The 12,497-nt window shown below is 66.2% G+C and carries 10 protein-coding genes; 7 read left to right on the forward strand and 3 right to left on the reverse strand.

Translation table 11 applies throughout. From position 1 onward, the window contains the following. The first annotated feature begins 76 nt into the window (after nt 1–76). The 4 genes from GGD62_RS05085 to moaC are packed head-to-tail and all read left to right on the forward strand — an operon-like array spanning nt 77 to nt 4,334. The gene (locus tag GGD62_RS05085) at nt 77–1,975 is read left to right on the forward strand and encodes a SurA N-terminal domain-containing protein (RefSeq protein ID WP_183707371.1); all 1,899 of its coding nucleotides are present in this window, start codon (nt 77–79) and stop codon (nt 1,973–1,975) included. 14 nt (nt 1,976–1,989) lie between these two features. Beyond that, complete coding sequence (gene trpD / locus GGD62_RS05090; protein WP_092256981.1) at nt 1,990–3,009, forward strand: anthranilate phosphoribosyltransferase; 1,020 nt, start codon at nt 1,990–1,992, stop codon at nt 3,007–3,009. A 1-nt stretch (nt 3,010) separates the two neighbouring features. Then, nucleotides 3,011–3,832, forward strand: coding sequence for an indole-3-glycerol phosphate synthase TrpC (gene trpC / locus GGD62_RS05095; protein ID WP_183234379.1), 822 nt, complete (start codon nt 3,011–3,013; stop codon nt 3,830–3,832). Between the two features lies 1 nt (nt 3,833). Next, entirely contained in the window at nt 3,834–4,334 is a 501-nt protein-coding gene (moaC, locus tag GGD62_RS05100) for a cyclic pyranopterin monophosphate synthase MoaC (protein WP_018320268.1), read from the forward strand. Nucleotides 4,335–4,348: 14 nt separating this feature from the next. Here the strand turns inward: moaC and GGD62_RS05105 are convergent, their stop codons facing one another. Beyond that, nucleotides 4,349–4,942, reverse strand: a complete 594-nt coding sequence (locus GGD62_RS05105; protein ID WP_183234380.1) for a CGNR zinc finger domain-containing protein — start codon at nt 4,940–4,942, stop codon at nt 4,349–4,351. Nucleotides 4,943–5,081: 139 nt separating this feature from the next. Between GGD62_RS05105 and GGD62_RS05110 the strand changes: the two genes are divergently transcribed. Further along, the gene (locus GGD62_RS05110; RefSeq protein ID WP_312014242.1) at nt 5,082–6,497 is read left to right on the forward strand and encodes an amidase; all 1,416 of its coding nucleotides are present in this window, start codon (nt 5,082–5,084) and stop codon (nt 6,495–6,497) included. Then, a complete protein-coding gene (locus tag GGD62_RS05115; RefSeq protein WP_183707375.1) occupies nt 6,494–7,750 on the forward strand; it encodes an MFS transporter in 1,257 nt (418 codons plus the stop codon). The genes GGD62_RS05110 and GGD62_RS05115 overlap by 4 nt, the downstream gene beginning before the upstream one ends. Here the strand turns inward: GGD62_RS05115 and GGD62_RS05120 are convergent. Next, complete coding sequence (locus GGD62_RS05120) at nt 7,731–7,895, reverse strand: Flp family type IVb pilin (RefSeq protein WP_179736444.1); 165 nt, start codon at nt 7,893–7,895, stop codon at nt 7,731–7,733. The genes GGD62_RS05115 and GGD62_RS05120 overlap by 20 nt on opposite strands. Nucleotides 7,896–8,222: 327 nt before the next feature. Between GGD62_RS05120 and GGD62_RS05125 the strand changes: the two genes are divergently transcribed. Further along, nucleotides 8,223–10,955, forward strand: coding sequence for an EAL domain-containing protein (locus GGD62_RS05125; protein WP_183707377.1), 2,733 nt, complete (start codon nt 8,223–8,225; stop codon nt 10,953–10,955). Between the two features lie 92 nt (nt 10,956–11,047). Here GGD62_RS05125 and GGD62_RS05130 read toward each other — a convergent pair whose 3' ends face one another. Further along, complete coding sequence (locus tag GGD62_RS05130; protein ID WP_018320263.1) at nt 11,048–12,385, reverse strand: S41 family peptidase; 1,338 nt, start codon at nt 12,383–12,385, stop codon at nt 11,048–11,050. Nucleotides 12,386–12,497: the final 112 nt, after the last annotated feature.

Below are 12,497 nucleotides of genomic sequence, written 5' to 3' on the forward strand. Positions count from 1 at the left end.
ATTTGGTGACGCGCTTTTGCTGAATCTGCATTAAGACGCGCTCCCGTTCCCCTCCTGCTCAAACAAGTTGGACCAAATGCTTCGAGGAATGCGCAAGGCCTCATCAAACTGGCTCGGCAAGACGATTATGGCCGTGGTGATGGGCGTGTTGATCGTCAGTTTCGGCATTTGGGGAATCGCCGACATCTTCAAGGGCTTCGGGCAGTCCACGGTGGCCAAGGTCGGCAGCACCGAGATTTCGCTGAACGAGTTCCGCCAGATCTACACGGACCGCCTGCAACAGATCAGCCGCCAGTTCGGCCGTCCGCTGACGCCCGACCAGGCGCGTGCCTTCGGCCTCGACCGCCAGGTGCTGCAGCAGACGATCGCGGAAGCCGCCCTCGACGAAGAGGCGCGCCGGCTCGGGCTCGGCCAGTCCGACGACCAGATCCGCCAGGTCATCATGAACGACCCCAACTTCAAGGGCGTCGGCGGCAGCTTCGATGCGAACCGGTTCCAGGCCGTGATCCGCAATTTCGGCTATACCGAGCAGCGCTACGTCGCCGAGCAGCGCAAGGTGTCGCTCCGCCGGCAGATCACCGGCACGATCGGCGCCGGCCTCGAGCCGCCGAAAGCCATGATCGACGTGCTGACGCGCTTCCAGAACGAGCAGCGCGCCATCGAGTTCGTCAGGCTCGACGCCGCCCAGGCCGGCCAGATCGACGCGCCCTCGCCCGAGGCGCTCGCCGCCTATTTCGAGGATCACAAGGTTCAGTTCCGCGCGCCCGAATACCGCAAGATCTCCTTCGTCGTGGTCTCGCCGGAAGAAATCGGCAAGTGGAGCGAGGTCTCCGACGAGGACGCCAAGAAGATGTTCGAGCAGCGCAAGGACCGGCTCGGCACGCCGGAGAAGCGCCAGATCCAGCAGATCGTGTTTCCCAACGTGACCGACGCGCAGGCCGCACGCGAGCGCCTCGTCGGCGGAATGTCGTTCGAGGATCTCGGCAAGGAGCGCGGGCTGAGCGCCTCCGATGTCGACCTCGGCCTCGTGACCAAGTCTTCGCTCGCTGCCGCCGTCGGCGATGCCGCCTTCGCGCTTCCCGCCGGCGAGATCAGCCAGCCGATCCAGGGCGGGCTTGGCGTCGCGATCGTCAGGGTCGACAAGATCGAGCCGGGCAAGGAGGCGGACTACGCCAGCCTGGCCGGCGACATCAAGCGCGAGATCGCCACCGAACGCGCGCGCGTCAAGGTCGCAGATCTCCGCGACAAGATGGAAGACGAGCGCGGCGGCGGCGCCAGCGTGATCGACGCTGCGCAGAAGCTCGGCCTCACCGCCGTGACCATCGACGCGGTCGATCGCTCCGGCCGCGCCCCGAACGGCCAGCCGGTCGCCAACATTCCGCAGGGCCTCGACGTGGTGTCGCAGGCCTTCAACACCGATGTCGGCGTCGACAACGACTCGATCTCGTTCAAGGGCGGCTATGTCTGGTACGACGTGCTCGCCATCACGCCTTCGCGCGACCGCAATCTCGACGAGGTCCGCGACCAGGTCGAGGCGCGCTGGCGCCAGGACCAGATCGCCACCAAGCTCAAGGCCAAGGCGACCGAGATGGTGCAGAAGCTCGAAGCAGGCGGCAAGCTTGCCGATGAAGCCGCAGCGATCGGCGCCAAGGTCGAGACCGCAACCGGCTTCAAGCGCGACGATACGCCCGCCGGCGTGCCCGCAGCCGTCGTATCGGCCGCCTTCCGCACCGCCAAGGACGGCGTCGGACAGACGCCGGTGACCGGCGGCACCGAGGTGATCGTGTTCCGCGTCACCGACATCGTCGAACCCGCGGTCGACGCCGCCTCCGACGCGATCAAGAAGCTGAAGGAAAGCCTCGACCGTGCCCAGACCGAGGAGCAGGTCGCCTCTTACGTCAACAAGCTTGAAACCGACATCGGGACCACCATTAATCAGGCCGCCTTCGCGCAGGTGACCGGCGCGAACCAGTGAGTTGAAAGCACGCGATGGACGACCTGAAATCGATCATTGGAAAAGTGGCGACCGGCGCCAGCCTGTCGCGTGAGGAAGCGGCTTCCGCCTTCGACGCCATGATGTCGGGCGAAGCCACGCCCTCGCAGATGGGCGGCCTGTTGATGGCACTGCGGGTGCGCGGCGAAACGGTGGACGAGATCACCGGCGCCGTTACGGCGATGCGCTCCAAGATGCTGAGCGTGACGGCACCGCCGGAAGCCGTCGACATCGTCGGCACCGGCGGCGACGGCTCCGGCTCGGTCAACGTCTCGACCTGCGCCTCCTTCATCGTCTCCGGCGCCGGCGTGCCGGTGGCCAAGCACGGCAACCGCGCGCTGTCGTCGCGCTCGGGCGCCGCCGACGTGCTGGCCTCGCTCGGGGTGAAGATCGACCTCAGGCCCGAGCAGGTCGGCCACTGCGTGCGCGAATGCGGCATCGGCTTCATGTTCGCGCCCGCTCATCACCCGGCCATGAAGAATGTCGGCCCGACGCGGGTCGAGCTCGCGACACGCACGATCTTCAATCTGCTCGGCCCCCTGTCCAACCCGGCGGGCGTGAAGCGGCAGATGGTCGGCGTGTTCTCGCGGCAATGGGTGCAGCCGCTGGCGCAGGTGCTGAAGAACCTCGGCTCTGAATCCGCCTGGGTGGTGCACGGCTCCGACGGCCTCGACGAGATCACCCTCACCGGCCCGACCTTCGTCTCCGCGCTCCACAACGGCGAGATCCGCAATTTCGAGGTGACGCCGGAGGACGCCGGCCTGCCGCGATGCGAGGCCGGCGCGCTGAAAGGCGGTGACGCCGACGCCAATGCAATCGCCCTGCAGAGCGTGCTCGACGGCAAGCCGAGCGCCTACCGCGACGTCGCGCTGATGAACGCCGCCGCCGCGCTGGTGGTGGCCGGACGCGCCAAGGACCTCAAGGAGGGCGTCGCGATCGGCATCAAGTCGATCGACAGCGGCGCGGCCAAGGCGAAGCTGAAGCACCTGATTGCGATCTCGAACGGCCAAGCCTGACATGTCGGACATCCTGACCAAGATCGAAGCCTATAAGCGCGAAGAGATCGCAGCCGCCAAGCGCGCCGAGCCACTCTCGGCGGTCGAGGCGAAGGCCAAGGCGCAAGCCGCACCGCGCGGCTTCGTGCGCGCGATCAAGGCCAAGCACGCCAATGGCGACTACGCGCTGATCGCGGAGGTGAAGAAGGCCTCGCCGTCGAAGGGGCTGATCCGCGCCGATTTCGATCCGCCCCAGCTCGCCAAGGCCTATGAGGCCGGCGGCGCGGCCTGCCTGTCCGTACTGACCGACACGCCCTCGTTCCAGGGCCATCTCGACTTCATGGTGGCGGCGCGTGCAGCGACGGCACTGCCGGTGCTGCGCAAGGATTTCATGTTCGACACCTACCAGGTGGCGGAAGCGCGCGCGCACGGCGCCGACTGCATCCTGATCATCATGGCCGCGCTCGATGATACCACCGCCAAAGACCTCGAAGACGCCGCGCTCGCCTACGGCATGGACGTGCTGATAGAGATCCACGACCGCGCCGAGCTCGACCGCGCGCTCAGGCTCCGCTCGCCGATGATCGGGGTCAACAACCGCAATCTTCGCACGTTCGAGACCACGCTCGCGACCAGCGAAACGCTGGCGCCGCTGATCCCCGGGGATCGACTGATGGTCGGCGAGAGCGGCATCTTCACGCCCGCCGATCTTGCCCGGCTCGAGCGCGTCGGCATGTCGACCTTCCTGGTCGGCGAGAGCCTGATGCGGCAGGCCGACGTCACCGCCGCGACGCGCACGCTGCTCGCGCGCCAGAGTGCGGCGCGCGCGACGGGCACGCGCTGACATGGCGCGCAAGCCGGCGAAAAAAGCCGTCCCGGCCCTCACCCATATCGGCGCCTCCGGCGAGGCGCGGATGGTCGACGTCTCGGACAAGCCCGCGACCGAGCGGCTTGCGGTCGCGGAGGGCCGCGTCGTCATGACCAAGGCGACGCTCGATCTGATCGTATCCGGCAATGCCAAGAAGGGCGACGTGCTCGGCACCGCCCGCATCGCCGGCATCATGGCCGCCAAGCGCACCTCGGAGTTGATCCCGCTCTGCCATCCGCTGGCGCTGTCGAAGGTGACGCTCGACATCGAGCCCGACGCAAAACTGCCGGGTTGCCTCGTCCGCGCCAGCGTCAAGGTGACGGGTCCGACCGGCGTCGAGATGGAGGCCCTCACGGCCGTCTCGGTCGCCTGCCTCACCATCTACGACATGATCAAGGCGGTCGAGCGCGGCGTGCGCATCGAGGGCATCCATCTGGTCGAAAAGCTCGGCGGCAAGTCCGGCCATTACCGCGCCTGACTGCGCAATCCGCTCTATTTCGCCTCGCGCTGCCGCTCGCGATAAGCGCGCGTCTTGATCCGGTTGCCGCATAGCGTCGACATGCACCACCGCCGCGTCGATGGTTTCGACCGGTCGAAGAACACCCGGCGGCATTCCTCCGACGCGCACATCTTCAGCCGGTCCAGCGTTCCCACGAGGGTTGCGTCATGAAGCTCGATCGCGATGGCCGACAGGCCGGCGAGCGCATCCTCGCGCGCCGCTGACAGCGTTGCGCCACGGCCTGCGAGCGCCTCGACCCGCAACGGGAACGGCGCCAGCGCGTCATTGAGCGCGCCAAGAACGCTCTTGTTCCGGAGCCGCTCGCTCGGCTCACACTGCAGATAGGCACGCAACGCCCCGCGCAGCCTCAGCGCAGTCTCGAACATTGCCGGCGTGACATGGCCGCCCTTGGCGCCAAGGCCGCGTTCCCGCATCCAGTCCGCCAGGTCCTTCGGGCCACTGAGCTCATCGCTCTCCGGGTGCTCCACGCCGAAATGCGTGAAGTGGCGAACATCGAGCGTGTTGGCGAAATCGTAGAGGTTCGCCAACGCGTCGGGAACCTGGAATTTGCGCGACTCTTTCGACATCGGAACACCAAAGATTTGAACACCAGTAAAACAGATTTACTGGTTGACAGCAAGCGACACCTGTATCTTACTCATACTGGTGTCGAACGATCCCTCGGGGTCGAACGCCTCTGCTATCACCGGAATGGAGAACCGAGCCGTGGCCGACGCCCTGCACTATCTCGAACTCACCGCGCTCGCGGCACACCTCAAGGCGCGCGAAATCTCGGCGCTGGAGGTGACGCGCGCGCAACTCGACCGGATCGACTCCATCGACCGCGATCTCGGCAGCTACGTTCACGTGATGGCGGAAACGGCCATGGCCGAGGCGGAAGCCGCGGACGCCGACATCGCGCAGGGCCGGTATCGGGGGCCCCTGCATGGCGTGCCGATTGCGCTCAAGGACCTGTTCTGGACCGAGGGCATTCCGACGGCGGCAGGCACCACGCTTCATCGCGACTTTCGTCCCAGTGCAGATGCAACCGTCGTGCGCCGGCTCAAGAACGCGGGCGCCGTCATCCTCGGCAAGGTGCAACTCACCGAGGGCGCCTATGCCGATCACCATCCGCTGGTGAAACCGCCGAAGAATCCGTGGAATGCGAGCTACTGGCCGGGTATCTCGTCCAGCGGCTCGGCGGTCGCGACGGCTGCCGGACTTTGCTTCGGCTCGCTCGGCTCCGACACCGGCGGTTCGATCCGCTGGCCCTGCGCCGCCAACGGCCTGACCGGATTGAAGCCGAGCTGGGGCCGCGTCAGCCGCCACGGCACGTTCGAGCTTGCCGCGACGCTCGACCATGTCGGACCGATCGGCCGCAGCGCGGCCGACGTCGGTGCGCTGCTCGGCGTCATCGCCGGACACGATCCGAACGACCCGACGTCGCTGGTCGATCCGGTGCCCGACTATCTGGCCGCCGCCGCACAGGACGTGCGGGGCCTGCGGATCGGCGTCGATTCCGCCTGGAACAGCGACGACGTGGACGTTGCGACCCAGCGCGTGCTGGCGGACGCCATCGATGCCTTCCGCGCGCTTGGCGCCGACACCGTTAATGTCCGATTTCCCGACGTCACGCAGGCGATCGCCGACTGGACGCCGAACTGTGCGGTGGAAGCTGCGGTCGCTCATGAGGCGACCTATCCCGCTCGCAAGGATGAGTATGGTCCGATCCTCGCCTCCGTGCTCGAGACCGGCCGCGCTCTATCTGCTCTCGACTATCAGAAGATCCTGCTGCGGCGGCTGGCGCTACGCGGCCGGGTGACTGCGCTGTTCGAGACCATCGACCTGCTGCTGATCCCGGTGCACCCGTTCCCGCCAGTGACGCTTGCCATGATCCAGACGCTCGGCGAACAGCCGGATCTGATCGCGAAGCTGCAGCGCTACACCTGCCCGTTCGACATGACCGGTCATCCCACCATCACGCTGCCAGGCGGTGCGTCGACGGACGGGCTGCCGATCGCGTTCCAACTCGTCGCCGCCCATCTGGACGAGGCCACGCTCGTGCGCGCCGGCGCGGCCTTCCAGCGGGCCACGTCCTGGCACCGTCGCCATCCTTCCCTCACCTCGCGGAGGCAGCATTGACCATTCAATCCACGCTCGCTCAGCGAGGTATTTTCCATGGCTGGTTCGTCGTCGCGGCGGCGTTTGCCGTCATGTTCGTCGGCTTCGGCTCCGCCTACACGTTCAGCGCATTCCTCGAGCCGCTCCAGCGCGATTTCGGCGCCTCGCGCGGTTCGATCTCGCTGGTGTTCTCGATCGCGGGCTTTCTGTACTTCGCGCTCGGCCTCGTCAGCGGTCCCCTCGCCGACCGGTTTGGCTCGCGTCCGTTGGCCGTCGCCGGCATGATCCTGGTCGCGGTCGGGCTCGCGGCCGCTAGCGCTGCCCGGTCCGTCGTCGAGGTCTATCTCGCCTACGGGCTCGGCGTCGGCCTCGGCGTCGGATGCGCCTATGTTCCGGCCATCGGCGCCGTGCAACGCTGGTTCGTCAGGCGCCGCGGCTTTGCCTCCGGGCTCGCGGTGAGCGGCATCGGGCTCGGTACGCTGGCGATGCCGCCGCTCGCCTCATTGCTGATCGCCTCGGTGGGCTGGCGCGGAGCCTATCTGGTGCTGGGCGCGATTGCGCTGGTGCTGGGCGGCGGGATGTCGCTGCTCATCGAGAACGATCCGAAGCACCGCGGCCTCGGACCCGACGGCGATCCGCCTCGCGATGCCGCGGGCGCCAGCAACGCCGGCGGCGCATCCGTGCGCGAGGCGGTCCGGTCGACGCGATTTGTCGCCCTCTATTTATCGTGTCTGGTCTGCTCGTTCGGAGCCTTCGTCCCGTTCGTCCATCTCGTGCCCTACGCGCGCGATCACGGGGTCGCGGCGTCCTCTGCAGTGCTGCTGCTCGGCGTGATCGGGGCCGGCAGCACCGCAGGCCGCTTCTTTCTCGGCGCACTCGCCGACCGGATGGGCCGCGACCGCTCGCTGATCATGGTCCTGACCGGAATGGCGCTCGCGATGGCGATCTGGGCCATTGCCGCTGAGGTCTGGACCCTCGCCGCTTATGCCTTCATCTACGGCGTGTTCTACGGCGGCTGGGTCGCGGTGCTGCCCTCTGTGGTCATGGACTATTTTGGCGGACGCAATGTCAGCGGAATCATCGGCATTCTCTACACCAGCGTGGCGTTCGGCACGCTGATTGGCCCGAGTGCGGCCGGCTTCGCCTACGACGTCAACCACAGCTACACGATGCCGATTCTGACCAGTGCCGCCGCGAACATCCTCGCGGCGCTGATCATGGTGGCGATACTGGCGCGCAGCGGAACCCACGCGATCAGCGCAGTGAAGAGCTGATCGCAGTGAATTTGCTGTTGAGCTTGGCGCCCATGCCGTTCACGACGGTGATGATGGCCAGCGCGATTCCGGCCGCGATCAGGCCGTACTCGATCGCGGTTGCCCCACGCTCGTCGGCGAGGAAGTTCTTCAGGGTGTTTTTCATCGTTGCGTCCTCTCTGTGTCGTCAGCAGGCATGTCGTCGTCAGCAGGCATGTCGCAAATCACGTGCCAACGCCGATTTGAGGCTCCCCAACACGTTGGATGGTTAGGGCTTGGTTGATTGTGGCGTGGCCGGCAGGAATTGACCGGCGCCCTCCAATGCCTTCGGCAATTCCTGCCCGCTGTATCGCGGACCTCAGTTGCATTTGCGCGCGACCGTTCACACAGCGTTAACCGCGCTTCCTAACTTCGCCTCCACACCGTTCCCGTAAACCAACGGGTGTCTTCGGGGCCAGAATTGATCCTGACGTGTGCACGGCAATGATCCAGCATGATGACGAGATTCGGCAGCCGCCTCTTTGACCAGGCCTTCGTGCGCAGCGGACCGATCCGCTGGCTGGTCGTGGGCGGCACGCTGCTGATCGCGGCCATCGCCGTCGGCTCTGTCCTGATGGCGCAGAATTTCCGCGAGCGGGCGCTGCGCAACTCCAGCCGCGAGCTGGAAAACACCGTGCTGCTGCTCACCCATCATTTCGATCAGCAATTGCAGGACTTCGCGGTCATCCAGAAGGATTTCGTCGCCCACGTCCGCACGACCGGAATCACGACCGTCGAGGACTATCGCAAGCGCCTTTCGGGCCAGGACATCCACCGGATGCTGCGCTCGAAGATCGAGGCGCTGCCCTACATCGGGGGCGTCAACATCATCGATGCCGAAGGCAATCTGATCAATTCGTCGTCGGCATGGCCGGCTCCGAAGGTGAGCGTTGCCGATCGCGCCTATTTTCGCACATTCAAGGACGATCCCAATTCGCCGGATGTCCTGATCGAGCCGCTGCACAGTCGCATCTCCGGCGCCTGGACCGTCCTGATCGTGCGCAAGATCGTCGGGCCGAACGGCGAGTTTCTTGGCACCGTTGGACGCGGCATCGAGCCCGCCAATTTCGAGAAATTCTTCGCATCCGTCGCGCTCGGCGAAGGTGCGACGATCTCGATGCTGCATCGCGACGGGACGCTGCTCGCCCGCTATCCCCACTCCAGCGAATTGATGGGGCGGAATTTCAAAACTGGTCCGGTGCAGCATCAGAGGGTTTTCGACCTCGATCACTTCGCCGGCCGTTTCACGAGCCCGGTGGACGGAGAAGACCGGCTGATCTCCTCGCGCGCGCTGCCCCATTTCCCGATCCTGATGATGGCCACCACGACGCGCGCCTCCGCCCTGACGGACTGGCGCGAGCAGATCGGCATGCTGATCTCGATCGCCGCCTCTTCCGCACTCGCCATCGCAGGCTTGCTGATCGCGATCGTGCGCAAGCTGCTGGAGCAGCACCGCCTCTCGCGGGAACGGCTGACGCTGGAAAAGCAGCGGCTCGATCGCGCCGTCAACAACATGACGCAGGGACTCTTGCTGTTCGACGCCGAGCAGCGGCTGGTGGTCTGCAACCAGCGCTATCTCGAAATGTACGGATTGTCGGCCGAGATCGTGAAGCCCGGCTCGAGCTTCCACGACATCATCGCCCATCGCAAGGCAACCGGCTCGTTCACGGGCGACATCGACGACTATGTCGTGCGCGTGCTGAAGGGCGTCCATACGCGCAATTCCATGGTGGTCGACACCTCCGACGGCCGCTCGATCCACATCCTCAACGAGCCGCTCACGGACGGCGGCTGGGTGGCGACCCATGAGGACATCACCGAGCGCCGCCGGATCGAGGAGCGCATCACGCACCTCGCCCATTACGACGCGCTGACCGACCTGCCGAACCGCACCATGTTCCACGAGCATCTGCGCGAAGAGCTGGCCGCGGTCGGCAACGACGAACAGATCGCGGTGCATTACATCGACATCGACGAGTTCAAGGGCGTCAACGACGCGCTCGGCCATCTCGTCGGCGACGAGCTGCTGAAATCGATTGCCGCAAGCCTGCGCCGCTGTGCCGGCCCGGCGGATTTCGTGGCGCGGCTCGGCGGCGACGAGTTCGCCATCGTCCAGAGCGCGGTGGCATCGCTCGACCAGGTCAACGAGCTCGTCGCACGGGTCTTCGCCGCCATCCGCGCGCCGTTCGACTGCATGGGCCACCATCTCACCACCGACGCCAGCATTGGCATTGCGCTCGCGCCGGAACACGGCACGGCGCTCGACCAGGTCCTCAAGAACGCGGACATGGCGATGTACGCCGCCAAGTCCGCCGGACGCCGCACCTATCGCTTCTTCGAGCCGGAGATGGATGCCAAGGTCCGCGAGCGCCGGCAGCTCGAGAGCGACCTGCGCCACGCCATCGCCCAAGGGGGGCGCGACGGCGGCCTCGAGGTCTATTACCAGCCCTGCCTCAGCCTGAAGGACGAACGCATCACCGGCTGCGAGGCGTTGGTGCGCTGGCGCCATCCCGCGCGCGGCATGGTCTCGCCGGCGGAGTTCATCCCGATCGCCGAAGATACCGGTCTGATCAACGAGATCGGCGAATGGGTGCTGGCGACCGCCTGCCGGGACGCTGCGAACTGGCCCGACGACATCCGCCTCGCCGTCAACGTCTCGCCGGTGCAGTTCAAGAGCGGCACGCTGGCACTGAAGATCATGGCGGCGCTCGCTGCTTCCAACCTGCCGGCGAGCCGGCTCGAGCTCGAGATCACCGAGGCGGTGCTGATCCGCGACGACGACACGGCGCTGGCGATCCTGCACCAGCTGCGCGCCATCGGCGTGCGCATCGCGCTCGACGATTTCGGCACCGGCTACTCGTCGCTGAGCTATTTGCACCGTTTCCCGTTCGACAAGATCAAGATCGACCGCTGCTTCGTCGACGACATCGCCGGCCCCGACGGCTCGGCCAGCATCGTCCAGGCCGTCGTCAATCTGGCGGCCGCGCGCCGCATGACCACCACGGCCGAGGGCGTCGAGACCGAGGAGCAGCAGCGTCTGCTCCGCGCGCTCGGCTGTTCCGAGATGCAGGGCTATCTGTTCAGCGCCGCGAAGCCCGCCGACAAGGTGCTGGAGCTGTTTGCGCTGCATCGCAGCCGGCTCGCCCAGCGCGGCGGCGCGAAAGCCCGCCGCCGCGAGGCGAGTTAGGTCCGCTGCGGACACACCGCTAAGGTTCCAAACGAAATCGCCCGGGAGCGGTCGTCCACTCCCGGGCGATCGATGTCTGGAGGCCGCCAGACCTAGTTCGGCACTGCAGCCTTCGACGCGGGCTTTGCGGCCACTGCATTCGCGCTCACGCCGTGCAGGAAGTCGTACGCGGCATGCAGGGCCTTGTCGTCCTCCTCCTTCGGCGGAACGTAGGACTGCGATCCGGTCTGCTCGCCGCCCTCGCCGGCTGAGAGATGCCCGCGCATCTGGGACTCCGCCATGGTGTCCATGCGGCCCTTCAGCTCAGGCGGCACGTCCTGCAGGATCTCGATGTCGGGGGCGATGCCCTGGGCCTGGATCGAGCGGCCCGACGGGGTGTAGTAGCGCGCCGTGGTCAGCGCCAGCGCGCCATTGCCGGCACCGAGCGGAATGACCGTCTGCACCGACCCCTTGCCGAACGAGCGCGTGCCGATGATGGTCGCGCGCTTGTGGTCGTGCAGCGCGCCGGCCACGATCTCGGAAGCCGAGGCCGAGCCGCCATTGACCAGGACCACCAGCGGCTTGCCCTTCGTGAGGTCGCCGCCATGCGCAGTGAAGCGCTGGGTCTCTTCTGGACTGCGGCCGCGGGTCGAGACGACCTCGCCGCGCTGGAGGAAGGCGCTCGACACGGACACAGCCTGGTCGAGCAGTCCACCCGGATTGTTGCGCAGGTCCATCACGTAGCCGGTGAGCTTCTCCTGCGGCACCTGCTTGGAGATCGCGGCGATCGCCTTCTTCAGGCCGTCGGTGGTCTGCTCGTTGAACGAGGTGACGCGGATATAACCAATGTCGCCGTTCTCGACGTGGAAGCGCACCGGGCGCACATGGATGATCTCGCGCGTGATCGCGACGTCGAGCGGCGCGTCAGCGCCCTTGCGCACGATGGTGAGCTTGGTCTTGGTATCGACCGGGCCCTTCATCTTGTTGACGGCCTGCTCGAGCGTCATGCCCTGCACGGCCTCGCCGTCGATCTTGCTGATGAGGTCGCCGGACATCAGGCCTGCCTTCGAGGCGGGCGTATCGTCGATCGGCGAAACGACCTTGACGAGGCCGTCTTCCATCGTGACCTCGATGCCGAGGCCGCCGAACTCGCCGGAGGTGGTCTCCTGCATCTCGGTCCAGGCCTTAGCGTTCATGTAGCGCGAATGCGGGTCGAGCGAGGTCACCATGCCCGTGATCGCGCCTTCGATCATCTTGGCGTTGTCGGGCTTCTCGACATAGCTCGCTTTGACGCGCTCGAACACCGTGCCGAACAGGTTGAGCTGGGAATAGGCATTGTCCGCGCTCGCTGCCGCCCGTGCCGCCCATACACCACCGTGCGGGCTGGCGACCAGAAGGGTGAGACACGCTCCGGTGAGCGCGCCCAGAGGGAACAGCAGGGTTTTCCGCATGGATGGGCTTGCCTTTTTGCTTGGCGGTTCGCTTGAGCTTGCTTGGGCTCGTCTCTCGAGACTTGGGAAGCAGACTTGGGAAGCGCCATGCAATTGGCGATCCAATCCACTT

Origin of the sequence: Bradyrhizobium sp. ERR14 (genome assembly GCF_014198235.1) — a bacterium.
GTDB lineage: Bacteria > Pseudomonadota > Alphaproteobacteria > Rhizobiales > Xanthobacteraceae > Bradyrhizobium.